Genomic DNA, 24,937 nt, shown 5'->3' with positions numbered 1-24,937 from the left:
CGGGAGAGAACGGAAGGGGTCGCGGCATGGCGGCGACGGACGTGCGGGGCGGGGTGCCCGGGCAGCGGCAGGAGGAGTCCGCGCGGGAGACCGCGGGGGCGGGGCTCGGCGCGAGCCGGGCCTTCGCCTGGATGCTGGTGGTCACCGGGGCGGCGGGCCTGCTGGCCGGCTGGGTGATCACCATCGACAAGTTCAAGCTCCTGGAGGACCCCGGCTTCCAGCCCGGGTGCAGCCTGAACCCGGTCGTCTCCTGCGGCAACATCATGAAGAGCGAGCAGGCGGCGGTCTTCGGCTTCCCCAACCCGATGCTCGGGCTCGTCACGTACGCAGCCGTCGTCGCCGTCGGTGCCGGGCTGCTCGCCGGGGCCCGCTACCGGGGCTGGTTCTGGCTCGGCCTCAACGCCGGGATGCTGTTCGGCGTCGGCTTCTGCACCTGGCTGATGTACCAGTCGCTGTACGAGATCAACGCGCTCTGTCTCTGGTGCTGCCTGGCCTGGGTCGGCACCCTCGTCATGTTCTGGTACGTGACCGCGCACAACGTCCGGGCGGGGCTGCTGCCCGCCCCGGCCGGGGTGCGGACCTTCCTCGGCGAGTTCGCCTTCGCCCTGCCTGTCCTGCACACCGGGATCATCGGGATGCTGATCCTGACCCGCTGGTGGGAGTTCTGGACCAGCTGACGTGAACCTCCTCCCCTGGCTGTCCTGGCCGCGGGCCGCACTGACCGTGCTGCTCGCGGCCGTTCTCGTGCTCCTGCTTCCGTACGAGCGGCTCGCGCCCGGCGGGCGGCACACCGGGAGCCGGGCCCCGGTGGCGCCCGAGCCGCTGCCCGGCGTGCCGTCCGGCTTCTTCACCGGCTCCGACGAGACGGGGGTGCGGCGGATCGCGCAGGTGCAGGCCTGGCTCGGCGGCGGGACGCTGACCGTCGGGCACACCTACCTGCCCGGTGACCGCTGGTCCAACATCGAGGGGCACCCGGCGCTCTTCGGGCCCTGGGCGCGCTGGATGGAGGAGCGGCCGGGCCGGCTCTTCGTCCTGAACGTGCCGCTGCTCGACCGGAACGAGGAGGGGCTGCCGGACGCGGAGGTGCGGGCGGGGCTGCGGCGCGGCGCGGGCGGCGCCTTCGACGCGCACTTCCGGGTCCTGGGGGAGCGGCTCGTCGAGCACGGGCTCGGCGACGCGGTCCTGGTGCTCGGCTGGGAGATGAACGGCACCACGTACAGCCATCGCTGCGGTCCGGACCCGACGGCCTGGAAGGCGTACTGGCGGCGGGTCGTGGGGGTGCTGCGGGGGGTGGCGGGGCAGCGGTTCCGCTTCGACTTCACACCGAGCCGGGGGCTCGACGCCGTGGCGTGGCCGCTCTGCTACCCCGGGGACGACGTCGTCGACATCATCGGGATGGACGCCTACGACCAGCCGGCCGGGCTCTCCTTCGAGGAGCAGGTGACCGAGGAGTACGGGCTCGAGCACCATGTGCGGTTCGCGGCGGCGCACGGGAAGCCCGTCTCGTACCCGGAGTGGGGGCTCTTCAGGAACGGGGACAACCCGGTGTACGTGCGGGGGATGCTCGACTGGTTCGCGGCGCACCGGCCCGTCTACCAGACGGTGACGGACTACTGCCCGCACGGAGTGTGGGAGTGCGCGGACAATCCGGAGTCGGCGCGGATCGTCAGGGGAGCGCTGGGGGCGCCGGCCGGTCCGTGAAAGGGACCGGCCTCGCCGTCCGCCGCCTCGCGGCCGTCAGGCGTGCTGGTAGGCCACCAGGGAGATGCCCACGTAGTGGGCGATGAACGCGGCCAGGGTCAGCGAGTGGAAGACCTCGTGGAAGCCGAAGTAGCGCGGGGACGGGTTCGGGCGCTTGATGCCGTAGATGACCCCGCCCGCGCTGTAGAGCAGTCCGCCGACGATCACCAGGACGAGGACGGCGATGCCGCCCGTGCGCATGAAGTCGGGCAGGAAGAAGACGGCGGCCCAGCCCATCGCGATGTAGCAGGGCGTGTACAGCCAGCGAGGGGCGCCGACCCAGAAGACGCGGAAGGCGATGCCCGCGAGGGCCGCCGCCCAGATCGCCCACATGAGCGGCTCGGCCGTGGAGTCGGGGAGCAGCAGCAGTGTGAGCGGGGTGTAGGTGCCCGCGATGATCAGGAAGATGTTGGCGTGGTCGAGGCGCCGGAGGATGGCCTCGCCGCGCGGGCCCCAGGTGCCGCGGTGGTACAGCGCGCTGATGCCGAAGAGCAGGCAGGCGGTGAGGGCGAAGATCCCGCAGGCGATGCGGGCGCGGGGCGAGTCGGAGAGGGCGACGAGGACGATGCCCGCGACGATCACGGCGGGGAACATGCCGGCGTGCAGCCAGCCTCTGAGCCGGGGCTTCGTCGGGAGCGCCGGGGGGTTCCCGACCGACGGCGGGTTCTCGGCCGGGGTCACTTCCGGCGTGGCTGCAGTCATGACAACGAATCGTACCTACGCGTCCGTAGGTCCCGGATATGAGTGGCGATGCTCACGTGGGCGGCCCTCTGGACATATGGGCGCTAACATCGGATGATCAAATGAGTGCGGTCGGCACCGGATGAGCAGCTACGAAGCATCCGGGTCGCGGCCCCCACGGGGCATACACCAAAAAAACCCCTCAACAAGGAGCAATCGTGGCGCGCGACAACGCGGCTCCCACCACCGTCCCGACCCAGCACCAGGAGCTCGTCTCCTGGGTGAACGAGATCGCCGAGATCACCCAGCCGGACAGCATCGTCTGGTGCGACGGGTCCGAGGCGGAGTACGAGCGCCTGTGCGAGGAGCTCGTCGCCAAGGGGACCTTCACGAAGCTCGACCCGGTCAAGCGGCCGAACTCGTACTACGCGGCCTCCGACCCCTCCGACGTCGCGCGCGTCGAGGACCGCACCTTCATCTGCTCCGAGAAGGAGGAGGACGCGGGCCCGACCAACCACTGGAAGGCCCCGGCCGAGATGAAGGAGCTCTTCGCGGGCTCCGAGGGCATCTTCCGCGGCTCGATGCGCGGCCGCACCATGTACGTCGTGCCCTTCTGCATGGGCCCCGTCGGCTCCCCGCTCTCCGCCATCGGCGTCGAGATCACGGACTCCGCCTACGTCGCCGTCTCCATGCGCACGATGACCCGCATGGGACAGCCCGTCCTGGACGAGCTCGGCACCGACGGCTTCTTCGTCAAGGCCGTCCACACCCTCGGCGCCCCGCTCGCCGAGGGCGAGGCCGACGTGCCGTGGCCCTGCAACACCACCAAGTACATCTCGCACTTCCCCGAGAGCCGCGAGATCTGGTCGTACGGCTCGGGCTACGGCGGCAACGCCCTGCTCGGCAAGAAGTGCTACGCGCTCCGCATCGCCTCCGTCATGGCGCGTGACGAGGGCTGGCTCGCCGAGCACATGCTGATCCTCAAGCTCACCCCGCCGCAGGGCGAGTCCAAGTACGTCGCGGCCGCGTTCCCGTCCGCCTGTGGCAAGACGAACCTGGCCATGCTGGAGCCCACGATCTCCGGCTGGACCGTCGAGACCATCGGCGACGACATCGCCTGGATGCGCTTCGGCGAGGACGGTCGCCTCTACGCGATCAACCCCGAGGCCGGCTTCTTCGGCGTCGCGCCCGGCACCGGCGAGCACACCAACGCCAACGCCATGAAGACCATGTGGGGCAACTCCGTCTTCACGAACGTCGCCCTCACGGACGACGGCGACGTGTGGTGGGAGGGCATGACCGAGACGGCGCCCGCGCACCTCACGGACTGGAAGGGCAACGACTGGACGCCCGCGTCCGAGACGCCGGCCGCCCACCCGAACGCCCGCTTCACCGTCCCGGCCGGGCAGTGCCCGATCATCGCGCCCGAGTGGGAGGACCCGAAGGGCGTGCCGATCTCGGCGATCCTCTTCGGTGGCCGCCGCGCCTCCGCCGTCCCGCTGGTGACCGAGTCCTTCGACTGGAACCACGGCGTCTTCCTCGGTGCGAACGTCGCCTCCGAGAAGACCGCCGCCGCCGAGGGCAAGGTCGGCGAGCTGCGCCGCGACCCCTTCGCCATGCTGCCGTTCTGCGGCTACAACATGGGCGACTACATGGCCCACTGGGTCAAGGTGGGCGCCAACGCCGACGCGGCGAAGCTGCCGAAGATCTACTACGTGAACTGGTTCCGCAAGAACGACGCGGGCAAGTTCGTCTGGCCCGGCTTCGGCGAGAACAGCCGCGTCCTGAAGTGGATCGTCGAGCGCCTGGAGGGCAAGGCCGAGGGCGTCGAGACCCCGATCGGCATCCTGCCGACCCCGGAGTCCCTCGACACCGAGGGCCTTGACCTGCCGGCCGAGGACCTGGAGTTCCTCCTCAAGGTCGACCGTGACGTGTGGCGCGAAGAGGCCGCCCTCGTCCCGGACCACCTGAACACCTTCGGCGACCACACGCCGAAGGAACTGTGGGACGAGTACAACGCGCTCGTGGAGCGCCTGGGCTAGTCCCTTCGAGACTCGTGGTGGGTTGCCCCGAAACACCGCCCTGACCAGTGGGGTCACGACGGCCCACCACGACGCATCCGGCCCCTGGAGCCCCCTCAGGCTCCGGGGGCCGGCGCATGTGCGCTACAGGATCGGCTGGCCGGCCTCGACGGTGGCTATCGCCCTGCGGCAGGCGTCGCGGAAGCTCACGAACTTGTCGTTCCAGGTCGTCGCGCGAGCCCCGCGGGAGGAATGGTCGTCGAAGAGGCTCTCGCGCAGCTTCGTGGTCAGCTCCAGCTGGGCGCCCATGGCGAGCATCGTGCGGTTGCACGGGTTGTTGACGTGGCTGCCGTTGAACTCGGCGAGCGTGGCGGAGTACCGGGGGTCGTAGGCGTCGACCGCCTGGAAGCCGGCGTTGTTGATCTCGGTCACCAGGGCCGTGCGGAACGCGGCGTTGAGGCCGCCGACGACGGCGACGGCGAGGTCTCCGGTCGGCGGGTAGACGGCTGTGGGCAGGTTGAGCTGCTCGAACTTGCAGCCGTGCAGGGACAGGACGTTGAGGTGGCTCGCCACGGTCGCCAGGGCGACGTGGTCGTCACAGTTCTTCGAGGTGACGTGCAGGACGTCGTTGCCGCTGGAGAGCAGGCCCTCGAACATGAAGTAGTCGTGCACGGTCGGCAGGATCGGGTCGCCCGCGGGGTCGCCCCTGTCTTCGCCCGGGGCGCTGCCCGGGCTGTAGCCGGCGATGCCCAGGCACAGCTCACTCGTACCCTTCTCGATGCCGCCGCCGTGCAGCGCGAGGATCGCGGTGCGCTGGAAGGGGTACTTCTCGCTCATCTTGAGGTCGAACTGCTGGTGGCGGCGGTAACGGCGGCTGTACGAGGTGCCCTCGACCAGTTTCGTGTCCTTGTAGAGGGCGGTGTTCGAGGTGTACTCGGTCGGGGCCGGAAGCGTCTCCACCGACGGCAGGGCGGCCGCCGCCGGGGTGGCGGAGGCGAGTTGGCCAAGGACCGGGGCTCCCGCCGTGGCCGCCGCGGCCAGCGCGGTCAGGATGCTGCGGCGGGAGGCGGACTGCTCGAAAAGTGTCATGTGCGGACCGTAGCCGATCAGTTGCCGCGCCCTTCCACGTATTCCGTGTGGATGTGCTGACGGATCTCCTCCGCTTCCTGGAGAGCGGTGGCGATCGCCGTCGCCTCCTCGTGGAGCGCGGTCAGCTGGCGGTCGAGGTGACTCTCCGGCGCGTCCGCGCCCGAGGTGAACCGCGACCACCACCGCGTCCGTACGAAGGTGTCGACGGCCTCCGGGACGTCCAGGCGGACCGCCCTGGCCAGGACGTGGAGGTGCTCCGGGTCGCTCACCCAGCCCGGTTCGAGCAGGGCCTCGATCAGGGTGTCGAGCGCGGTGAGCCGCTCGCGGGCGGCCGAAGGCAGCTCCACCTCGGTCAGATACGCGCGCAGCTTGGTGAAGTCGGCCCGCAGGTCGTCCAGTTGCTCGTCGGCGCTCGGGAAGCGCGGGGTGTCCGGGCGCTCGGGTGGGGCGATCAGCGCCCCCGCCCCGTACAGGCCCACGACGACGAGCGGCCAGAGGGAGCCCGCGGCTCCGGTGAAGGTGACCGCGAGGCCTGCCAGGCCGGCGGCGCAGCCCGTCAGGTTCTTGCGGGACTCGGCGTACCGCAGGAGACGGTTACTGGTAGCCACGGATCTCCTCGAAGGCGCCGTCCAGCGAACCCTGTTGGGCGTCGAAGAGCTTGCCGCCGGTCAGGCTCGCGATGTGGTCGAGCTCGCCGCGGTCGGAGTCCCCGAAGAGGATCGGGAAGACCGGGGTGCGCTGCTGCTCGGCGGGCAGGGAGCGGTAGAAGGTGTCGAAGGCGGAGGCCGGGTCGCCGTCGGTGTTCTCCCCGTCCGTCATGAGGACGATCGAGGTGAACGCGTCGCCGCGGGCCGTGCCGAGGAAGCGGTACGCCTCCTGGACGCTGGAGTAGATCGCGGTGCCACCGGAGGCCGAGAGGCCGCCCGCGTCGCTCCGGATCGCGTCCTGCGCCGCCTTCGGCGAGGCCGGGTCGACCTTGTGCGTACGGACCTCGCCCTGCTTCACCGCGGAGCCGAAGGGCATCAGGGTGACCTCCTCCCGGTCCCGGAAGTCGCCGGTGAGCTCGGCGAGCGCCGTCTTGAGGCGTTCGAGGCGCTCGCCCGCCATGGAGCCGGAGGTGTCGAGGACGTAGACCGTGCGGGAGGGCCTGCGCAGGGTGTTGTCGTAGGCGTCGAGCAGGCCGTCGGCGACGGCCCGGCTGCCGGGGAACGGCAGCTCACGGCGCTTGTCGTCGGCGAGCGCGGAGGCCGGCGGGACGTCGAGGACGACGGGGCGGCGCAGGGTCGACTCCGTGATCCGGCGCTGGGCTTCCGGGGTGCGGAGGTAGTCGGTGAGGCGCCGTGCCGCGTCCTTCGCCTCCGGGCGGGCGGAGGTGAGGAGGGTGAGCGGGTAGTCGGCGGTGACGACACCGTCGGTCGGCCGGATCACGGTCAGGTCCCCGGCCTGGAACGAGGACAGGAGCACCGACTCGTAGTTGACGAGCGCGTCGACGTCGGCGCGGCGGCCGTAGGCGGTCGCGAGCCAGCCGGAGGAGCCGGAGGTCAGCTTCTGGCCGGTGAAGAACTCCTTGAGCTTCGGAGTGGCCCGGCGCACATCCGCCTCGGTGAGGGCGGACTGGGCGCCGGACAGCCCCGAGGCGACCGAGACGAGCGCGGAGAAACCGGAGTTGGAGCGCATCGGGTCGGTCATGCCGTACGTCAGCTTCCCGTCCGCGACCGCCTTGTGCAGCTGGGACCAGGTGACCTTCGCGGGGTCCCAGCCGAGGCGGGTGACGACGGCCGGCCGCACCCCGAGGGCCACGGGCGAGGCCATGATCGGGGTCTCGCTGGTGATCCGCCTGGCGGTGTCCGGGCGGAGCCGGAGGTAGTCGTTGGAGGAGAGCCAGATCGCGTCGTAGGCCCCGTCGGCCTTCCCGGAGGCGATCTGCTCGACGGCGTCGAGGGTGCCGACGTAGGTGGGACGGACGGTGACGCCGGTCTTCCGCATGGCCGTGTCGAGGACGGGCTCCATGTCGGCGAGCTCGGAGGAGGCGAGGACCCGCAGGACGCCGGGCGTGAAGCTGCTGCCACGGCCGTCGGGGTCGCCGTCCGGGCCGTCGGTGTGATCGCCGCAGGAGCTGCCGGTGGCGGTGACGAGCAGCGCGAGGGCGAGGGCGGCGAACGTCCGCCTCGGGAATCGGGGACGGGAGCGGGGGCGGGAGCGGGTGAAGGTGGTCATGCGGGGCCGCCACCCTCCAGGGCGCTGGTCCGCCGGCTGCGGTCCACGTGTGCGCTCGCCTGCTGGAGTTCGGAGGTCAGGGACTGGACCGTGGCCGCCATCGACTCCGTCGCCCGCACCTTGTACGTGTCGATGGCGTCGAGGGTCGTGTAGATCTGCTGGAACGCCGCACGGAGCGTCTCCGCGCCCACCGCCGGGTTCGCCGCGATCTCGTGGATGTCGTCGGCCTGCTGCGACAGCATCGCGGCGTTGCCGAGGATCAGGTCCTCGGTCGTCGACCGCAGGACGTTCACCTGCTCCGTGACCGTCCGCTGGTGCTCCAGGGCGGTGGCGAGCATCACGGCGATCCGGAGCGCCGACAGGGTGGTCGTCGCCGCCCGGTCCACGCCCTTGATCAGCTCGTCGTTGTTCCGGCGGACCACGTCCATCGCCATGTACCCCTGCGCGCAGACGGCGAGCTGGGTCAGCAGGTCCTGGTGCTTCTGGCGGACCGGGAAGAGGATGTCGGCGCGGAGCGCGTCCGCCTGGGCCCGGTCGGGGGCGAGGGCGACGCGCTCCTCGACGGCCGCGTCGAGGGCCTCGGTGAGCACCGCGTACTCCTGGAGCTTGCCCATGGTCTCCCACAGGCGGGCCCGCTCGGTCTGCAAAGCGGCGTTGTCCCGGGCCAGTTCGTCCTGTCCGCTGCGCAGCGAGCCGACGATCCGGTTCAGGGTGGCCTGCGAGGAGGCGTACTTGGCGACGTGGTCGCGCAGCTTGTTGCCGCCGGGCAGCTTGGACAGCAGCCCCTTGATGCCCTTGGCGGGGGTGTCCCGGGGGTCCAGGTCCTCGACCGTGCGCCGGAGTTCGACGAGGGACGTGCCGACCCGGCTCTGCGCGTCGCCGCCCGGCGTACCCCTGCCGAGCGAGCGGACCGTGCGGTCGAGCATCCGGTTCGACTGCTGGGCGGCGGAGCGCATCTCGCCCGCGCCGAGCGCCGTGATCTCGCCGACGCGGCCCGAGAACTCGGGGGAGCGCGGGTCGAGACCCTCGATCGAGCCGACGTACTCGGCGGCCCGCCGGGACATCTCGGTACGGGTGGCCTCGTCCAGCGGCACGAGGCCGGCGGCCGCCTGCTCGGAGCGGACGGGCGCCACCGGCTCGGGCGGGGTGAGGACGAGCGGGCTCTCGTGCCCGGGCGGGGTCAGGGACATCGTTCTTCTCGGATCCTCGGGCGTGGTCATGCGGTGTCCCCCTGGTCGCGGGCCCGCAGCGCCATCTCGTGCAGCACCTTGCTGGTGGGCACGGGCGCCTGGCGGACACCGGTGAGTGTCTGGTTGAGGTAGGCGACGTGGTCGTTCGTGGCCGAGGTGAACTCGCTCCCCGCGCCCTGCGGACGGAAGCCGTGGCGGACGGCGAGCCTGCGCAGCTCGGGGTCGGTGGCGAGGAGTTCGCCGAGCGCGCGGCCGTTCTCGGTGAGCGGTACGAGCGTGTGGTCGCTGTTGACGGTGGTGTCCGGGTAGAGGACGACGAGGTCGCCCATGGGCCGGCCCGCGAGGAGCTGGGCGGCGACCTGGGACTCGTACACCAGGACCAGCGGGTTGCCGACGCCGCTGATGAAGTCACGGAACGGGGCGTCGGAGCCCGCCTGTTGGGCGCCCTGCACCTGGATCAGCTTGCGCATGAGGGGTGCGGTGCGGGTCACGGCGGCCGTGTCGCCCGCGACCTTGCCGCCGTCGGCGACGTAGCTCGCGGCCGCCAGGTAGAGGGCGCCGGAGTTGGAGGCGACCGGATCGGTGGAGGTGATGAAGAGGGTGCCGCTCAGCTCGGCGCGCCCGGTGGAGCCCTTAAGCTGCTGCCAGGTCCGGTCGGCGCGGGCGGCGGCCAGGAAGGCGTCCATCCGCAGGGTGCCGGTCGTCCCGCGCGGGCCGAGGGTCGCGAGGCCGTTGCCCGCGAGGACCCGGGCCGCCGCGCTGTGCGCGACGACGACGAGCGGCGAGTAGAAGGGCCGCAGCGGGGCGGTGGTGGCCTTGTCCTTCGTCTTCGCCTTCGCGCGGAGCCCGTCGGCGGGCCCCCTGGAGGAAGGGAAGGCGAAGTCGTAGCCGTCGAGGGGGAGTTCTTCCATGTCCCAGGACCCGGAGGTCTCGGTGCCCACGGCGAAGCCCTTGGCGGCCAGCGCCTTCACGACCTGTGGGTCGGCGAAGAACTCCGCCTTCTCCGACCCGATGACTCCTCGCACGGTCTTCGTTGCCGTGCCTGTGTCCTTGTCGCCGCCCGTCACGAGGACGGCGGCCACGCCGCCGAGGAGAAGGACGGCCAGGACGATTCCCAGGATGCGTCTCACGCGGGCAGCGTGCTCGCGGAAACCCACATTCCAGGGGGAGTTGGGTGTACGGGGGGTGAAGTGCCGATCCCGGTACCGAACCGGAGCAGGGGGTGCCGGATCCGGGAGGGGCCGGATCGCCGGAGGGGGCGGGGCCTGAGAGGACGGATCGCCGGAGGGGGCGGGGCCTGAGAGGACGGATCGCCGGAGGGGACGGGCCCTGGAGGGGACGGATCGCCGGAGGGGCGGGCCCTGGAGGGAGCGGGCCCTGGAGGGGCCGGGGGTGGGTGGCGCCCGGTCCGCGCGGTTCGTGCCGCGCGGGCCGGGGCCGTCAGGGGGTGCCGGCCGCGGCCAGGGTGGGTTCCCCGGCCAGCGCCGCGGTGTGCGCGTCCATGCGCCCGGCGGCGAGGATCGCGGCGGCCGTGTCGGCCCGGGAGGCGGCGACGACCAGGGCGCGGCCCGCGAGGGCGTGTGCCTTGCGGTGCAGGTCCTGGGCGGGCGAGCCGCTCAGGCCGGCGTGGCGCGCGGGCGGTGCGCCGCGCAGCCGCGCCACCTGGCGGGCGATGAGCTCGCCCGCCTCCGTCTCGCCGAGCTCGTCGGTGACGGCGAGCAGGGCGGCGAGGTGTCCGGCGAGCTGGATGTCCAGCTCCTCCTCGCGGGAGCGGTGCGGGTACGCGTGGGCGTCGTCGGCCATCCGGTGGACCGACTTGGTGCGGATCGGTTCGTACATGGGGATGGCCTCCTGAGTGCTCTGGGAGCCATCCTAGCTTAGATCGCGTCTAAAGTTGAGTGAGGTCCGGGCGTGTCGGGCTCAGGGCTGGCTGTAGCCGTCCAGGAACCGGCCGATCCGCGTCACCGCGTCCGCCAGGTCCGCCGCCGCGGGCAGCGTGACGATCCGGAAGTGGTCCGGCTCGTGCCAGTTGAAGCCCGTCCCGTGCACGACCATGATCTTCTCGGCCCGCAGCAGGTCCAGGACCATCTGCCGGTCGTCCTTGATCTTGTAGACGTTCGGGTCGAGGCGCGGGAAGAGGTACAGCGCGCCCTTCGGCTTCACGCACGTCACGCCCGGGATCTGGGTCAGCAGCTCGTACGCCGTGTCGCGCTGCTTCAGGAGCCGCCCGCCCGGCAGCACCAGTTCCTCGATCGACTGCCGGCCCTGGAGGGCGGCGGCCACCGCGTGCTGCGCCGGCATGTTCGCGCACAGGCGCATGTTCGCGAGGATCGTGAGGCCCTCGATGTACGAGGTCGCGTGGTGCTTCGGTCCGCAGACCGCGAGCCAGCCGGAGCGGAAGCCCGCCACCCGGTAGTTCTTGCTCATCCCGTTGAAGGTGAGGCACAGCAGGTCGGGGGCGATCGCGGCGGTCGGCGTGTGCGTGGCCCCGTCGTACAGGATCTTGTCGTAGATCTCGTCCGAGCAGACGACCAGGCTGTGCCGGCGGGCGATCTCCGTCAGCGCGCGGAGCATCTCGTCGTCGTAGACGGCGCCCGTCGGGTTGTTCGGGTTGATGATCACGATCGCCTTGGTGCGGTCGGTGATCTTCCGCTCGATGTCGGCGAGGTCCGGCATCCAGTCGGCCTGCTCGTCGCAGCGGTAGTGCACGGCCGTACCGCCCGCGAGCGAGACCGAGGCGGTCCACAGCGGATAGTCCGGGGCCGGTACGAGGACCTCGTCGCCGTCGTCGAGGAGCGCCTGCATCGACATCTGGATCAGCTCCGAGACGCCGTTGCCGAGGTAGATGTCCTCGACGGAGAGCGGCACGCCCTTCGTCTCGTAGTGGCTCATCACCGCACGCCGGGCCGACAGCAGGCCCTTCGCGTCGCCGTAGCCGTGTGCCTCGGAGAGGTTGCGCAGCACGTCCTCGAGGATCGCGGGCGGGCACTCGAAGCCGAAAGCGGCGGGGTTGCCGGTGTTGAGCTTGAGGATGCGATGACCCGCGGCCTCAAGCCGCATCGCCTCTTCGAGCACCGGACCCCGGATTTCGTAACAGACGTTGGCGAGCTTCGTGGACTGGATCACCTGCATGACGAGAGCTTACGGCCGGGCGGCGCGCGACGCCTCGTGTTTTGGGACACGTCGGACACCCCGGACGTACTCCCGATGTGTGACCCCCGTCGCACCAGCGGTGTCGTGCTCCCTACAATTCGGCCCCATGAGCCAGCACGAATCCGGAGCCGCCGGACCCCGGCGCGACCGCCGCCGCCACGCCCCCGCACGCCGGGGGCGCGGTCCGGTGTGGCTGATCGCTGTCGGCGGGGTCACGGTCCTCGGTGCCGCCGTCGCGCTGCTCTCGGGCGGCTCCGGCACGAAGGGCGGCACGGGCTCTCCCGACGGCGGCTCCGACGGGCCGCCCGCGCTGATCCAGCCGGACCCCGCCGACCCGTCCGCCTCCGGCGACGGCCAGGGCCGCTCCTCCGGCCCGTCCGACGCGGGCAGCGGCGGAGCCGGGGAGGGCGCCCCGTCCGGCTCTCCCGGGGAGAGCGCGAGCCCCTCCACTCCGGCCGGCGACGAGGAACCGACGGCTGCTCCGTCCGGGTCGGGGACGGCCGCTCCGGACGCGGGCACGGGGACGGAGACGACCCCCACCGGGGATCAGTCGACGAGACCGGGCAAGGGGCGGGGGCCCTCGCGGCGACCTCGGTAGCGGGCGCCCGAGGCGGGCTCCCCGGCCGCGGGGCCGGGACATCGGCCGGCCGGGATAGGTTGGCACGTCATGTGGGTTTTCAGTGCCTCCGGATGCCGGTGGCTGGGTGCTGCCGGATCGCTCGCCGTCGCCGTGGGCGGGTGGGCCGCCGGGACGCTGCCCGTACGCGGCGGCTGGGGACTGTGGGAGCCGCGCGGCTCCGCGCTCGCCGTGGCCGGCGCGGTCCTGGCGTACCTCGGTCTGACCCTCCTCGTCGCCGCCTGGTGGCGGTACGGGGTCCTGCTCGCCCGGGGCGCACGGGACGGGGTGCTCGCGACCCTGGCCCTGTGGACCGTTCCGCTGGTGCTCGCTCCTCCGCTCTACAGCGCCGACGTCTACAGCTACATCGCCCAGGGCGCGATGGTCCTCGAAGGCCACGACGTCTACGGCGGCGGGCCCTCCGTCCTCGGGCCCGGCGACCTCGGGGCGGACGCGGCGGCGAGCGTCGGCGGCCACTGGACCGACACCCCCGCGCCGTACGGGCCGGTCTTCCTGCTCCTCGCCGAGGCGGTCGTGAAGGCGACCGGCGGGGCGATCGTGCCCGCCGTGATCGGGATGCGCCTGATCGCCCTGGGTGCGCTCGCACTGATCGTCTGGGCTGTCCGGGGGCTCGGCGGGAACCGGAGCGGGGGTGAGGGCGGTGGCACGGGCGGGCGGTCCGGCGAGGGCGGGCGGTCCGGTGCGGCTGATCGGGACGGCGCTCTGTGGCTGGCCGCGCTCAACCCCCTGCTGCTGATCCATGTCGTCGGCGGCATGCACAACGACGGGCTGATGATCGGCCTCATGCTGAGCGGCGTGCTGCTCGCGGTGCGCGGGCGGTGGGTGCTCGGCTGCGTCCTCGTCGGCCTCGCGATGATGGTGAAGTCGCCGGCGGCGGTGGCCCTGCTGTTCATCGGCGTCATGATCGCGCGCCGGGACGGCGGCGGCGTACGGGGTGTGGTGAAGGGACTCGCGCTGCCGGGGCTCGTCGCGGGCGCCGTCGCCGTGGGCGCGACGCTCGCCGCCGGGACCGGGTTCGGATGGCTGCGGACGCAGAGCGTCGCCGGGGCCATCCACACGGCCCTGTCCGTCACCAGCGACCTCGGGCTCGCGCTCGGGCTGCTCGTCGCAGACGACCCCGATCCCGTGAAGGGCGTCGTCCAGAACCTGGGGCTCGTCGTCGCCGTCGGGCTGATCCTCGCGCTCGCGTGGCGGTCGTGGAAGGGGGCCCTGGACCCGGTCCTGGGCCTCGGGCTCTCGCTGGTGGCGCTCGTCGCGCTCTCCCCGATGGTGCAGCCGTGGTACCTGCTGTGGGGGACGGCCGTCGTCGCGGCGGCCGCCTGGCGGAGCCGGGTGGGGCAGGTGCTGGTCGTGCTGTCGGCCGCGCTCGTGTACGAGACGGCGCCGTCCGGGCGTACCCCCTGGTACGGGTTCGTGGTGGCGGGTGTCGTGGTGGTGGCGGGGCTGTGGTGGATGCGGCGGGAGCGGTGGCCGGCGGCAGTCGGCCCGGGCGGCCCGGCGGGCAGCCCTGCGGACGGCGCGGCGGTCAGGTCGTCGAGCCGTCCGTAGGGGTCCTGCGGACGGCCCGGCTGTCAGGTCGTCGAGCCGTCCGTAGGGGTCCTGCGGACGGTGCGGCGGTCAGGTCGTCGATCCGCCCGTAGGAGTCCTGCGGACGGCGCGCCCCGCCAAGGTGTCCGTGCGCCTGCCGTCCTCGATGACGAATTCGCCGTCGATCAGGACGTGCGGGATGCCCACCGGGAGGGTGCGCGGGGAGTCGTACGTCGCTCCCGCCGCGACCGTCGCCGGGTCGAAGAGGACCAGGTCCGCCACGTGACCCTCGCGGACCAGACCCCGGTCCGGGAGGCGGAGGCGGGCCGCCGGGCGGGAGGTCAGGTGGGCGACGCACTCCTCGAGGGAGAGGACGCCGAGCTCGCGCACGTACCGGCCGAGGTAGTGAGGGAACGTGCCGTAGGCGCGCGGGTGCGGCTTGAGGCCCTGGAGGATGCCGTCCGAGCCGCCCGTGTGCACCCGGTGCCGCATGATCGTCCGGACGTTCTCCTCGTGGCCCACGTGCTGGAGGATCGTCGTGCCGAGCCGGTCGTCGAGCAGGAGCCGGCGGGCCCTCGGCCAGCCGTCCAGACGGCGTCCCACGAGTTCCGTGAGGCCTGGCTCGGTCACGCCCGCGATCTCGATCGTGGCCCAGTCGACCGGCACGCCGTGGCAGCCGTCCGAACCGACGACTTCGAGGTGGTGGCGGATCCGGTCCGCCGTCTCCTCGTCCCGAAGGCGCGCCAGCACCGCCTCCGGACCGCCCTCGCTCGCCCAGCTCGGCAGGACGGCCACGAGGGTCGTGCTGCCGGGGGTGTACGGATACGTGTCGAGGCTGATGTCCGCGCCGCCGGCGAGGGCCTCGTCCAGGAGGGCCAGGAGCTCGGGCGCCCGGCCCTCGTTGACGCCGAAGTTCATGGTGGCGTGGGCCAGGTGGAGGGCGCAGCCGGCCTCGCGGGTGAGGGCGATCATCTCCTCGTACGCCCGGAGTGCGCCCGCGCCGTACGAGCGGTGGTGCGGGCAGTAGTAGCCGCCGTACTCCGCCACGACCCGGCAGAGTGCGGTGAGCTCGGAGTCCGGCGCGTACATGCCGGGGGTGTACGTGAGCCCGGAGGACATGCCGACCGCGCCCTGCTCCAGGCCCTCGGCGACGAGCCGCCGCATCCGGTTCAGCTCGGACGCGGTGGCGGGGCGGTCCTCCCAGCCGACCGCGTACATCCGCACCGTCCCCTGGGGGACGAGGTACGCGGCGTTGACCGCGATGCCCCGGCCGCCGTGCGCGCGGTCGAGGCGGTCCAGGTACTCGCCGACCGTGCGCCAGTCGAGGTCGACAGTCGTGTCCCCGGGCCCACCGCCGTTCCAGCCGGCGATCGTCCGCCGGACCTCCGCGAGCGTGCGGTCGTCGACGGGCGCGTACGACAGGCCGTCCTGGCCCAGGACCTCGAGCGTCACGCCCTGCGCGGCCTTCGCGCTGTGGTCCGGGTCGCGGAGCAGCGCGAGGTCGCTGTGGGCGTGCATGTCGACGAAGCCGGGGGAGAGCGCCAGGCCCTCGGCGTCCACGACACGGCGGGCGGTGGGGCGCTGGCAGCCGGCGGCCGCGCCCTCCTTGACGATCGACGCGATCCGGCCGCCGTCGATCGCCACGTCGGCCCGGTAGGAGGGACCGCCGCTGCCGTCGACGACCTCCGCGTCGCGGAAGACGAGGTCCATGCCGACTCCTTCGGGAGGTACGCGTACGTGCGGGTGTACTGGAGGGGTGCGTGCCGATGTGGTCGGCCTGGACGTGCGTGTTGATGTGGTCGGCCTGGACGTGCGTGCTGATGCGGTCGTTTTGGACGTGCGTGCTGATGCGGTCGGCCTGGACGTGCGTGCTGATGCGGTCGCCCTGGACGTGCGTGCTGATGCGGTCGGTCTAGAAGTACGTGCGGATGTAGTCGACGACCGTGCCGTCCGCCTCGACCAGGGGGATCAGCTGCCACTTGTCGAAGGACGTGCACGGGTGGGACAGGCCCATGCCGACCCAGTCGCCGACCTCCACGTCGGCCTCGGGGGTCGTACCGAGCCAGGTGTGCTGGTCGGAGAGACCGGTGACGGTGACGCCCTCGGCCGGGCGGACCTCGCCGGTGCGGGCGTCGCGGACGACCTGCGCCTCGGGGAGGTGCAGGTCGTGGGCGGCGTCGCGCTTGCCCGCGTTGGTGAAGGCCTGCTCGGGGGTGGGGCGGGAGACGACCTGCGACCAGAGACGGAACGCGGGCTGGAGCGCGCCCTCCTCGGGGACCCGGTTGAAGGGGGTCCTCTCGCGGTACTGCCCGTCGTCGTGCGAGACGTACGCGCCGGAGCGCAGCAGCTTCAGGACGGGGAGGGAGAGCCCGGGGATCTCCGCGAAGACGTCCGCGACCGCGTCGAACCACTCGCTCCCGCCCGCGCTCACCACGATCTCGCCGATGGCGGGGTCGAAGCGGCCGGCCTTGTCGAAGTCGGCCGCGAGCCCGACCAGTCGGTGCAGCCACTCCCTGACCCGCTCGCCGTCGGCCCCGGGCATGGTGCCCTCGTATCCGGCGACGCCGACGAGCCGCAGCGTGGGGGCGGCCGCGACCGCGTCGGCGACGGCCGCGCACTCCGCCTCGGTCCGTACGCCCGTCCGCCCGGTCGCGCCGGCGGCCAGCTCGACGACGACGTCCAGGGGGCGGGCGTCCGCCGCCGGGCGGTTCGCGTCGGCCGCGCGCAGCGCCTCGTCCATCAGCTCGACGCCGCGCACGGAGTCGACGTAGCAGACGAGCCGGAAGTCCGGGTCGGCGTCGAGCTCGGCGGCGATCCAGCGGAGGGCGGCCGGGTCGACGACCTCGTTGGCGAGGAAGATCCGGTCGACGCCGTGGGCGCGGTAGACGCGGGCCTGGTGGGGCATCGCGGCGGTGATGCCCCAGGCGCCGTGCTCCAGCTGGCGGTCGAAGAGCTGGGGGGCCATCGAGGTCTTGCCGTGCGGGGCGAAGGCGAGGCCGTGGCGCTCGGCGTAGGCCTCCAGGAGGCGGAGGTTGTGCTCGACGGACTCGGCGGAGAGCGCGAGGACGGGGGTGGTGAAGCCGCCGGTGAAGAGGGAGCGGCGCTGGGCCGCGAGCTCGCCGACGGTCAGGCCCTCGGCGTCCGGGGGCAGCCCCTTGAACCGGTGGTCGACTCGCTCGTTCGCCAGGTCGGGCACGGGGCCTCCTCGTCCAGCGTTGCACTGAATGCAACGGTCATTGCGCATCTTGCTCATGGCTGTCTAACATCCGGGCCAAGGCCGGGTCAATGGACCCGTAGGAGCGCGGGGAGCACCAGAGTGACCGGAACCCCGTCCGCGGGCACCGCCCCGGACGTCGTCTGCCTCGGCGAGTCCATGGTCACCTTCCTTCCCTCCCGGCCCGGCCGCCTCGCCGACGTCCCCTCCTTCGCGCGCGCGATCGGCGGCGCCGAGTCCAACGTCGCCTGCGCCCTCGCCGCCGCGGGGCACCGGGTGAGATGGGTCGGCCGCGTCGGCCGCGACGGCTTCGGCCGGCATCTCGTGGAGACGATCGGGGCGTACGGCGTGGACGTCTCGGCCGTCCGCCACGACCCGCACCGGCCGACCGGCGTCTACTTCCGCACCGACGACGACCGGGCCGGCGACGCCCACGAGGTCGTCTACTACCGGGCGGGATCGGCCGCCTCGGCGATGTCTCCGGAGACCGTGCCGTACGGCTCCGTCGCCGACGCGCGGATCCTCCACCTCACCGGCATCACGGCCGCGCTGTCCCCGGACTGCCTCGCCCTGATGCGGGAGCTCACCGCTCCCCGTCCCGGCCGCCCGCTCGTCTCCTTCGACGTCAACCACCGGCCGGGGCTGTGGCGCGACGGCACCGCCCCCGAGGTGCTCCTCGCACTCGCGCGCCGCGCCGACCTCGTCTTCGTCGGCGCGGACGAGGCGGAGGCGCTGTGGGGCCTCCGCGACCCGGCCGCGATCCGCGGCGCCCTGCCGGAACCGGCGGTCCTGGTGGTGAAGCGGGGCGGGGAGGGGGCGGTCGCGTTCGAGCGTCGCGTGGTTCCTCGCCCCGCCCCGCCCGTTCCCGGCGCCGTCACGTCCGTCCCCACCCCGCCCGTTCCCGACACCGTCACGTCCGTCCCCACCCCGCCCGTTCCCGACACCGTCACGTCCGTCCCCACCCCGCCCGGTCCCGGCGCCGACACCGTCACCGACACGTCCGTCCCCGCCCCCCGCGTCGACACCGTCACCTCCGTCCCCGCCCCCCGCGTCGACGTCGTCGCACCCGTCGGCGCCGGCGACGCCTTCGCCGCCGGGTTCCTCTCCGCCACCCTCCGCAGGCTCGCGACGACCGCGCGGCTCCGGCACGGCCACCTCATGGCCGCCGCCGCCCTCACCCTCCCCGGGGACGTCGCCGTCCCTCCCCGCCGCGCCCACGCCGACCGGCTCGCCGCCCTCGACGCGAGCGCCTGGGGGACACTTCACCTCGGCCCCGGCTGGACGGGGGACGACCAGGAGGTACGTACGCCATGAGCCAGACCGTCGACCGGGCGCTCAGCATCCTGCCGCTGCTCGCGCAGGGCCCCGCCGACCTCGGGCAGGTCGCCGAGCGGCTCGGCGTCCACAAGTCGACCGCGCTGCGCCTGCTGCGGACCCTCCACGAACACGGCCTCGTGCACCGCCAGCAGGACCAGCGCTACCGCCTCGGCGCCCGCCTCTTCGCCCTCGCCCAGGAGGCCGTCGAGAACCTCGACGTCCGCGAGATCGCCCACCCCTACCTCACCGCGCTCAACGAGCGGATCGGGCACACGATCCACCTCGCCGTGTACGAGGAGGGCGAGGTCCTCTACATCGACAAGGTCGAGAGCCGCTACCCGGTCCGCATGTACTCGCGCATCGGCAAGCCGGTCGCGATCACCGTCGCCGCCGTCGCCAAGCTGCTCCTCGCCGACCTGCCCGAGCCCGAGCGCCGCGCCGTCGCCGCGAAGCTCGACTACCCGCCGTACACGCCCCGTTCGACCCCGAACGCCGCCGCCTTCCTCAAGGAGCTGGCGACCGTACGCGAACAGGGCTGGGCCACCGACCTCGGCGGCCACGAGGAGTCCATCAACTGCGTCGGCGCCCCGATCCGTGGCGCCGACGGCCGGGTCGTCGCCGCCATGTCGGTCTCGGCGCCCAACGTGGTCGTCACGGCCGAGGAACTCCTCGGCCTCCTCCCGCTGGTGCGCCGCACCGCGGACGACATCAGCCGGGAGTACTCCGGCGAGACACCTACCAAGGACAACGGATGAGCATCGAGAAGACCGCCCTCACCACCGCCACCCACACCGCCCCGCCCGCGAAGTTCTCGCACGGCGTGCGGAAGGGCAACATCCTCCAGGTCGCAGGTCAGGTCGGCTTCCTCCCCGCCGTCGAGGGCCAGGCCCCGACGGTCGCGGGCCCGACGCTGCGCGAGCAGACCCTCCAGACCTTCGCCAACGTCAAGGCGATCCTGGAGGAGGGCGGCGCGAGCTGGGACGACGTCATGATGATGCGCGTCTACCTCACGGACGTGGACCACTTCGCGGAGATGAACGAGATCTACAACCAGTACTTCGAGGAGCAGAACCTCAAGGCCCCGGCCTCCGCCCGGACGACCGTGTACGTCGGCCTCCCGGCCGGCCTCCTCATCGAGATCGACGCGCTCGCCGTCCTGGGCTGAGGCGGTTCGCCGGGTGGCCGGGCACGGCCGGCGCCGCGCCCGTCAGGCCGAGGCGGGCGCTGTCCGGTCCGGGGTGGAGCCGCGCACCTCGACGATTTCCGTGTCCACGGTCTCCGTGTCCACGGTCTCCGTGTCCACGGTCTCCGTGTCCACGGTCTCCGTGTCCACGGTCTCCGTGTCCACGGTGTCAGCGGACGAGTATTCCGTGGACACGAAATACTCGTCCACGACTTCCCCGTCCACGAAATCCGCTTCCGCCGCTCGGTGCTTGGGCTTGGTCAGCTCCAGGCCGGCGAGGTGGTTCTTCAGTCTCTTCGCCATCGGGCGGTAGGTCGCGAACGTGAGTCCGCCGGACACCACGGCCCCGACGACGGGAATGGCCTTCGAGACGGTCTTCGCGAAAGTCTGCTTCGTCATCTGAACGCCGAGGTATCCGGCGACCTTCTTCACGATCGGATAGACGACGCCCTGGGTGAGTGCCTTCTGGGGCAGCTTCTTGGCGACCTCCTTCGACATCATCCCCGCGATCTGCCCCACAGCGGCGTTCGCCGACTGGGTTCCGAACATCACGCCGAAGAAGAGGGTGAGGACGCTCTTGGTCGCGTCGTCGACGCCGTCGCTGTCCCCGGAGAACAGATCGGGCCAGCTGTAGAGATAGGCGAGCTTCTGCGCGATACGCAGCATGTGGCCGAAGTACTGGGCCATGTCTGCGGGCACGGTGGCCGGGAGGGCCATGAAGCCGGGTATTCCGGCAGCCGCGGAGAAGGCACTCGCCTTGGCGGTCTCGTAGCCGATGGAGTCGTTGGCCGCCTTGTCGAGAACCTCGACGGGGATACCGGCCGCCGCAGGGGTCTCCTCGATCGCCCGGCGGATGTCGTCGTCCGAGCAATAGCGAGCCAGCGCCTTCCGGAGGTACGCCTCCCTGTTGATGCGCACGCCCGGAAGGTTCGCCGCGCTCGCCAGTACTGCGGAGAAGCGCGACTCCGGGTTCTCCATCACCTTGCTCTTGGCCATGGCCAGAACCTACAGGACCGCGGCGGACGCCGATTCGGTTTCAACGGGACTGCGGGGACGCGCTCTTGGGGTGGGTCGACCGCCTTCGAGCGCGATGCGGCGCCGGGGTCGACGGGACTCCCCGTCGACCCCTGTTTCCCTCATCCGCTCAGGCTTCCCAAGAGGCTCAGGCCGCGCAGTACTGCGCCTGCTTGCCGATCGAGCGGTACATGCAGTCGGCGTTCTCCAGGAGCTGGAGTACGGCGTCGCGGTTGCGGCTCGTCTCGCGCTCGATGACCTCGTCGGGCGGGTAGAAGCCGCCGCCGCTGGACGAGGACGGGTACATCTCGAACGTGTACCCGAAGATCCGGTGCGTACCCCACAGGTAGTCGTCGATCGAGCCGTCCGTGATGTAGAGGTCGCTGGACTGCTCGGGCGTGTAGCCGTTGCTCGCGGCCATCTTCCCGCCGACGGTCGCGAAGGCGTCGCGGTCGTCCTGGGTCATGCCGGGGGCGGTGTTCGCGGTGGTCCAGCCGAAGGGCCAGAGAACCAGCTGGCTGTACGTGTGGAAGTCGATGGCCGCGGAGATCTGCTGCTTGCCGCCGACCGTGCGCGAGCGGACGAAGTCGGCGACGACCTTCACCTCGGGGGCCGACTCGGGGGCCGCGCCGCGGTACGTCTCCGAGCTCTTGGAGCCGGAGGAGCCGCCGCAGCAGCCCCACTTGTAGTCCCAGTTCCGGTTCATGTCCGTACCGATGTAAGAGGAGCCGGAGTTGGGCTGGCGGTTCTTGCGCCAGCTCCGGTACGAGCCGGAGGCGATGTCGTACTCGCCGCCGTCCGGGTTGAGGTCCGGGACGATCCAGATCTCGCGGCCGTTCACGGCGTTGGTGACCCGGGAGTCGGAGCCGTATCCCGCGCCGAGCTCGCGGAGCAGGTAGAGCGCCATCTCGACCGTGAGGTGTTCGCGGGCGTGCTGGTGGTGGGTGAAGAGGACCTCGGGCTCGCTCTCGTCGGTGGCGACGTTGTCGCTGATCTTGATCGCGACGATGTCCCGGCCCTGGTAGGACTTCCCGATGACCTGCTTGCGCATGATCGACGGGTAGGCGGCGAGCCGCTGGTCGATCTCGGCGGTCATCTCCGCGTAGTTGTGGTACTTCGCGTCGGCGGAGGGGAAGTCGAGCGGGCCGGCGGCCAGCCCCTCGTCCGGGTCGTGGGAGTGGCCGTGACCGTCGGCGGTGTTGCGGTTCGGCGGTCCGGGGAGGGCGACCGGCTGGTAACCGAGCGCCTTGAGGGTCGCGAGCTGCTCGGTGTTGGCGCTGACGACGACCGAGCGGGCGTCGACCTCGTCGATCGAGACGCCGGTGGCGGTGAGCGCGGTGCGGGCGGCCGGGGTGGACGGTCCGGCGATCTCGTACTGCCGGATCACCTCCTCGGCGCCGGAGGCGATGCGGGCGGCGGTCGGTGCCGGGTCGGCCCCGGCGGGTGAGGAGAGGGCGGAGAGGGGCGCCGCGAGGGCGAGCGCCACGAGGGCCGCGAGGGTGGCGGACCTTCGGCCGCGGATGGGACGTCGCATGGTGTCTCCTGGGTGGGGAGTGTGGGGGAGTGCGACAAACTCGTGCGGGTGTCCGGCCACATGGTGAGGGTGTGTCATGGACCGGTCAAGGTGAGGAGTTCGGCCATACGGTCCCGCGGGGGATCCTCATGGGCGGATGCGTCATCGAGCACAAGCTAGGCGAAAGGGGCGCGGTCGCCTCCCACCTGGCCCTTTCGCGCGTCGCGCGCGCCGCAGCCGTCGCGGTCGGGGCCCCGGCCCCGCCGTCGACCGGCGCGGCCGGAACTCGCCCCTGCTCCGTGGAGACACCCGGAGGCACCCGGAAACACCTGGAGGCATCCGGAGGCGCCCGGAGAACCCGGAGGCGCCCGGAGAACTTGGAGACGCCTGGAGGCATGACGCAGCGCCGCCGGGGGAGCGGCGGCGCTGCGTGGCGAGAATCCTCCGCCCTAGGGGAGGTTGTGCACGTGCGGACCGACGGCGTTCGACCAGGCGTTGCCCGCCGTCGCGTCCCAGTTGGTCGACCAGGTCATCGCGCCGCGCAGCGTCGGCCAGGCCTGGGCCGGCTTGTACGTGCCGCAGCCGGTGAGCCTGGTGAGGCAGTCGAGCGCGTCCTTCACGATCTGCGGGTCGACGTAGCCGCTGCCCGCGCCCCGCGTGGAGGCGGGGACGCCCAGGCCGACCTGGGACGGGTCGAGACCGCCCTGGATCTGGATGCAGGCGAGCGCGGTGAGGAAGTCCACCGAGCCCTGGCTGTACACCTTGCCGTCGCAGCCCAGCATCGAACCGCTGTTGTAGTACTGCATGTTGACGACCGTGAGGATGTCCTTCACGGCGAGCGCCGTCTTGAAGTACTCGGTGCCGGTGTTCTGCATGTCGATGGTCTGCGGGGCCATCGTCAGGACCAGCGACGACCCCGCCTTGGCGGACAGCTGGCGCAGCGCCTTGGTCAGGTACGTGGAGTTGATGCCGTGCTCCAGGTCGATGTCGACCCCGCTGAAGCTGTACTCCTGCATCAGCGCGTACGCGCTGTTCGCGAAGGTGGTGGCGGAGGCGTCACTGTTGATCGTGACGTTCCCCTTCTCGCCGCCGACCGAGATGATCACGGACTTGCCGGCCGCCTTCTTGGCCGCGATGTCGGCCTTGAAGTCGGCGACCGAGGTGTAGCCGACGGCCGGGTCGAGGTTGAAGACGATCTGGCCGGGCGTGGTGGTCGAGTCGGCGAAGGAGACGGCGATGATGTCGTACTGCGACTGGACGTCCCGCAGCTTCTGGACCGTCGCGCCGTTGTCGAAGTTCTGCCAGTACCCGGTCAGCGCGTGCTTGGGGACGGCCGGCCCGGGACCCGGGTCGGTGACCTTGGCGGTGCGGGCCGAGACGGCCGCGGACTTGGCGGACTCGCCCGCGGAGTTCGTCGCGGAGACCTGGAACTGGTAGGCGGTGTCGGCGGTGAGGCCGGAGACGGTGGCGGAAGTGCCGTTCACGGCCCGCGGGTTGGCGCCGTCGCGGTACACCTTGTAGCCCGTCGCGCCGGAGACCGCTCCCCAGCTGAGGGTGACGGAGCTCGACGTGGCCGTGCCGGCGGCGAGGCCCGCGGGCGTGGCCGGGATCACCGGGTCGGGGTCCTGGCCGCCGCCCCCGTCGGGGCCGAAGACGCTCACGTCGTCGACGACGTAGGGGGAGGTGCCGTACCAGCCGTGGGTGTAGATCTGGACGGAGGTCGTGCCCGACCCGGTGGTGAAGCTCGTCGTGAGCTGCTTCCAGGCGGCGCTGTCGGGCGTCCAGGTGGAGACGTCGGTGGTGCCGGTGCCGCTCGCGCCGAGGTAGGCGTACCCGCCCTGGACCCAGGCGCTCAGCGTGTACGTGGAGTTGGGCTTGACGGTCACGGTCTGCACGCACTTGGCGTTGTCGAGGCCGGCGGGGGTGGCCTTCAGGGCGCCGGTCCCGGTGCGCACCGGCGAGGAGACGGCGGCGCCGCTTCCGGCGGAACAGGTCCAGTTGGTGAGGCCGTTCTCGAACCCGGCGTTCTTGGCGACGTTGACGTCGGCCGCCTGAGCGGTGCCGGCTCCGCCGACGAGGACGAGCCCGGAGCCGACGGCGAGCGCGAGGGCTCCGCCGAGCCAACGGCGTCCGTGCGGTCGGGTGGTGGTGCGGTCCACGTGCATCCTCCGGTGGGGGAGTTGGGGATGTGGAGGTGCCGTACGTCGTCGTACGGAGGGCTCGTACGGGGGTACGAGGCTGATGCGGGGGTGCGGGCGGTGGCCACCGTTGTCGCAACAAGCTGGTCCAGACCAATCGCGTTGTCAAGACCTCTGGCGGCGGGCGGCGTTCGGCCGGGGTGAAGTCGTGGCGAAAAGGGCTGATGGGCCCGTCGGCGGGCCCGAAGAAAGTGGGAGCAGCTTGGCGGATTGTGTGTTCACCACCCCGGGTGGCGTGGATAA

General features: G+C 71.9%; 21 protein-coding genes. 8 read left to right on the top strand and 13 right to left on the bottom strand.

What is annotated here, in order from left to right; translation table 11 throughout:
- The first annotated feature begins 26 nt into the window (after positions 1–26).
- Positions 27–677, top strand: coding sequence for a vitamin K epoxide reductase family protein (locus ACWFR1_RS20285; protein WP_453553017.1), 651 nt, complete (start codon positions 27–29; stop codon positions 675–677).
- Position 678: 1 nt separating this feature from the next.
- The gene (locus ACWFR1_RS20280) at positions 679–1,701 is read left to right on the top strand and encodes a glycoside hydrolase family 26 protein (RefSeq protein WP_453553015.1); all 1,023 of its coding nucleotides are present in this window, start codon (positions 679–681) and stop codon (positions 1,699–1,701) included.
- A 36-nt stretch (positions 1,702–1,737) separates the two neighbouring features.
- Here the strand turns inward: ACWFR1_RS20280 and trhA are convergent, their stop codons facing one another.
- Entirely contained in the window at positions 1,738–2,442 is a 705-nt protein-coding gene (trhA, locus tag ACWFR1_RS20275) for a PAQR family membrane homeostasis protein TrhA (RefSeq protein ID WP_453553013.1), read from the bottom strand.
- A gap of 197 nt (positions 2,443–2,639) precedes the next feature.
- On the opposite strand from trhA, the gene ACWFR1_RS20270 reads away from it, so the two are divergent.
- Complete coding sequence (locus ACWFR1_RS20270; protein ID WP_453553011.1) at positions 2,640–4,463, top strand: phosphoenolpyruvate carboxykinase (GTP); 1,824 nt, start codon at positions 2,640–2,642, stop codon at positions 4,461–4,463.
- Between the two features lie 123 nt (positions 4,464–4,586).
- Here the strand turns inward: ACWFR1_RS20270 and ACWFR1_RS20265 are convergent, their stop codons facing one another.
- The 7 genes from ACWFR1_RS20265 to ACWFR1_RS20235 form a co-directional block, all read right to left on the bottom strand.
- Entirely contained in the window at positions 4,587–5,531 is a 945-nt protein-coding gene (locus ACWFR1_RS20265) for a poly-gamma-glutamate hydrolase family protein (protein ID WP_453553009.1), read from the bottom strand.
- A 17-nt stretch (positions 5,532–5,548) separates the two neighbouring features.
- Positions 5,549–6,139 (bottom strand): hypothetical protein, encoded by a 591-nt coding sequence (locus ACWFR1_RS20260; protein WP_453553007.1) that lies wholly within the window; start codon positions 6,137–6,139, stop codon positions 5,549–5,551.
- Positions 6,126–7,748 carry a substrate-binding and vWA domain-containing protein gene (locus tag ACWFR1_RS20255; protein ID WP_453553005.1) on the bottom strand — a complete coding sequence of 541 codons (1,623 nt, stop codon included), beginning with the start codon at positions 7,746–7,748 and terminating at the stop codon, positions 6,126–6,128. Before ACWFR1_RS20255 ends, ACWFR1_RS20260 begins: the two co-directional genes overlap by 14 nt.
- Positions 7,745–8,938 (bottom strand): toxic anion resistance protein, encoded by a 1,194-nt coding sequence (locus ACWFR1_RS20250; protein WP_453553003.1) that lies wholly within the window; start codon positions 8,936–8,938, stop codon positions 7,745–7,747. The genes ACWFR1_RS20255 and ACWFR1_RS20250 overlap by 4 nt, the downstream gene beginning before the upstream one ends.
- Before the next feature lie 26 nt (positions 8,939–8,964).
- Entirely contained in the window at positions 8,965–10,095 is a 1,131-nt protein-coding gene (locus ACWFR1_RS20245; protein WP_453553001.1) for a hypothetical protein, read from the bottom strand.
- 283 nt (positions 10,096–10,378) lie between these two features.
- On the bottom strand, positions 10,379–10,777 hold the full coding sequence (locus ACWFR1_RS20240; protein ID WP_453552999.1) for an SCO4983 family protein: 399 nt from the start codon (positions 10,775–10,777) through the stop codon (positions 10,379–10,381).
- 81 nt (positions 10,778–10,858) lie between these two features.
- Entirely contained in the window at positions 10,859–12,070 is a 1,212-nt protein-coding gene (locus ACWFR1_RS20235; RefSeq protein ID WP_453552997.1) for a pyridoxal phosphate-dependent aminotransferase, read from the bottom strand.
- A 127-nt stretch (positions 12,071–12,197) separates the two neighbouring features.
- On the opposite strand from ACWFR1_RS20235, the gene ACWFR1_RS20230 reads away from it, so the two are divergent.
- Positions 12,198–12,689, top strand: a complete 492-nt coding sequence (locus tag ACWFR1_RS20230) for a hypothetical protein (protein ID WP_453552995.1) — start codon at positions 12,198–12,200, stop codon at positions 12,687–12,689.
- Between the two features lie 69 nt (positions 12,690–12,758).
- Positions 12,759–14,276: a polyprenol phosphomannose-dependent alpha 1,6 mannosyltransferase MptB gene (mptB, locus tag ACWFR1_RS20225; RefSeq protein ID WP_453552993.1), complete on the top strand. Its 1,518-nt coding sequence runs from the start codon at positions 12,759–12,761 to the stop codon at positions 14,274–14,276.
- Positions 14,277–14,345: 69 nt separating this feature from the next.
- Here mptB and ACWFR1_RS20220 read toward each other — a convergent pair whose 3' ends face one another.
- Both ACWFR1_RS20220 and ACWFR1_RS20215 read right to left on the bottom strand, forming a co-directional pair.
- Positions 14,346–15,965, bottom strand: coding sequence for an N-acyl-D-amino-acid deacylase family protein (locus ACWFR1_RS20220; RefSeq protein ID WP_453552991.1), 1,620 nt, complete (start codon positions 15,963–15,965; stop codon positions 14,346–14,348).
- A gap of 202 nt (positions 15,966–16,167) precedes the next feature.
- Positions 16,168–17,499, bottom strand: coding sequence for an alanine racemase (locus ACWFR1_RS20215; protein ID WP_453552989.1), 1,332 nt, complete (start codon positions 17,497–17,499; stop codon positions 16,168–16,170).
- A 129-nt stretch (positions 17,500–17,628) separates the two neighbouring features.
- Here ACWFR1_RS20215 and ACWFR1_RS20210 point away from each other — a divergent pair, with 129 nt between their 5' ends.
- Genes ACWFR1_RS20210 through ACWFR1_RS20200 form a run of 3 tightly spaced genes read left to right on the top strand, consistent with a single transcriptional unit; the run spans position 17,629 to position 19,951 of the window.
- The gene (locus ACWFR1_RS20210) at positions 17,629–18,783 is read left to right on the top strand and encodes a PfkB family carbohydrate kinase (protein WP_453553068.1); all 1,155 of its coding nucleotides are present in this window, start codon (positions 17,629–17,631) and stop codon (positions 18,781–18,783) included.
- Positions 18,780–19,541, top strand: coding sequence for an IclR family transcriptional regulator (locus ACWFR1_RS20205; protein WP_453552987.1), 762 nt, complete (start codon positions 18,780–18,782; stop codon positions 19,539–19,541). The genes ACWFR1_RS20210 and ACWFR1_RS20205 overlap by 4 nt, the downstream gene beginning before the upstream one ends.
- The gene (locus tag ACWFR1_RS20200) at positions 19,538–19,951 is read left to right on the top strand and encodes a RidA family protein (RefSeq protein ID WP_453552985.1); all 414 of its coding nucleotides are present in this window, start codon (positions 19,538–19,540) and stop codon (positions 19,949–19,951) included. The genes ACWFR1_RS20205 and ACWFR1_RS20200 overlap by 4 nt, the downstream gene beginning before the upstream one ends.
- A gap of 42 nt (positions 19,952–19,993) precedes the next feature.
- Here the strand turns inward: ACWFR1_RS20200 and ACWFR1_RS20195 are convergent, their stop codons facing one another.
- The 3 genes from ACWFR1_RS20195 to ACWFR1_RS20185 all read right to left on the bottom strand — a co-directional run bounded on the left by ACWFR1_RS20195 (position 19,994) and on the right by ACWFR1_RS20185 (position 24,661).
- Positions 19,994–20,965 carry a hypothetical protein gene (locus ACWFR1_RS20195; protein ID WP_453552983.1) on the bottom strand — a complete coding sequence of 324 codons (972 nt, stop codon included), beginning with the start codon at positions 20,963–20,965 and terminating at the stop codon, positions 19,994–19,996.
- Between the two features lie 166 nt (positions 20,966–21,131).
- A complete protein-coding gene (locus ACWFR1_RS20190; RefSeq protein ID WP_453552981.1) occupies positions 21,132–22,517 on the bottom strand; it encodes a M14 family metallopeptidase in 1,386 nt (461 codons plus the stop codon).
- Between the two features lie 428 nt (positions 22,518–22,945).
- On the bottom strand, positions 22,946–24,661 hold the full coding sequence (locus tag ACWFR1_RS20185) for a chitinase (protein ID WP_453552979.1): 1,716 nt from the start codon (positions 24,659–24,661) through the stop codon (positions 22,946–22,948).
- Positions 24,662–24,937 lie beyond the last annotated feature (276 nt).

It is taken from the genome of Streptomyces sp. NPDC055103 (genome assembly GCF_053607625.1).
Note: the sequence above shows the minus strand (reverse complement) of the source record. Positions and strands in the feature narration are given on the sequence as shown.

Excerpts from the sequence above, each read along its gene's own strand:
- ACWFR1_RS20285 (WP_453553017.1), top strand. The coding sequence starts at position 27 with ATGGCGGCGACGGACGTGCGGGGCGGGGTGCCCGGGCAGCGGCAGGAG.
- trhA (WP_453553013.1), bottom strand. The coding sequence starts at position 2,442 with ATGACTGCAGCCACGCCGGAAGTGACCCCGGCCGAGAACCCGCCGTCG.
- ACWFR1_RS20265 (WP_453553009.1), bottom strand. The coding sequence starts at position 5,531 with ATGACACTTTTCGAGCAGTCCGCCTCCCGCCGCAGCATCCTGACCGCG.
- ACWFR1_RS20255 (WP_453553005.1), bottom strand. The coding sequence starts at position 7,748 with ATGACCACCTTCACCCGCTCCCGCCCCCGCTCCCGTCCCCGATTCCCG.
- ACWFR1_RS20250 (WP_453553003.1), bottom strand. The coding sequence starts at position 8,938 with ATGTCCCTGACCCCGCCCGGGCACGAGAGCCCGCTCGTCCTCACCCCG.
- ACWFR1_RS20240 (WP_453552999.1), bottom strand. The coding sequence starts at position 10,777 with ATGTACGAACCGATCCGCACCAAGTCGGTCCACCGGATGGCCGACGAC.
- ACWFR1_RS20235 (WP_453552997.1), bottom strand. The coding sequence starts at position 12,070 with ATGCAGGTGATCCAGTCCACGAAGCTCGCCAACGTCTGTTACGAAATC.
- ACWFR1_RS20230 (WP_453552995.1), top strand. The coding sequence starts at position 12,198 with ATGAGCCAGCACGAATCCGGAGCCGCCGGACCCCGGCGCGACCGCCGC.
- mptB (WP_453552993.1), top strand. The coding sequence starts at position 12,759 with ATGTGGGTTTTCAGTGCCTCCGGATGCCGGTGGCTGGGTGCTGCCGGA.
- ACWFR1_RS20220 (WP_453552991.1), bottom strand. The coding sequence starts at position 15,965 with ATGGACCTCGTCTTCCGCGACGCGGAGGTCGTCGACGGCAGCGGCGGT.
- ACWFR1_RS20215 (WP_453552989.1), bottom strand. The coding sequence starts at position 17,499 with ATGCGCAATGACCGTTGCATTCAGTGCAACGCTGGACGAGGAGGCCCC.
- ACWFR1_RS20210 (WP_453553068.1), top strand. The coding sequence starts at position 17,629 with ATGGTCACCTTCCTTCCCTCCCGGCCCGGCCGCCTCGCCGACGTCCCC.
- ACWFR1_RS20205 (WP_453552987.1), top strand. The coding sequence starts at position 18,780 with ATGAGCCAGACCGTCGACCGGGCGCTCAGCATCCTGCCGCTGCTCGCG.
- ACWFR1_RS20200 (WP_453552985.1), top strand. The coding sequence starts at position 19,538 with ATGAGCATCGAGAAGACCGCCCTCACCACCGCCACCCACACCGCCCCG.
- ACWFR1_RS20195 (WP_453552983.1), bottom strand. The coding sequence starts at position 20,965 with ATGGCCAAGAGCAAGGTGATGGAGAACCCGGAGTCGCGCTTCTCCGCA.
- ACWFR1_RS20190 (WP_453552981.1), bottom strand. The coding sequence starts at position 22,517 with ATGCGACGTCCCATCCGCGGCCGAAGGTCCGCCACCCTCGCGGCCCTC.
- ACWFR1_RS20185 (WP_453552979.1), bottom strand. The coding sequence starts at position 24,661 with ATGCACGTGGACCGCACCACCACCCGACCGCACGGACGCCGTTGGCTC.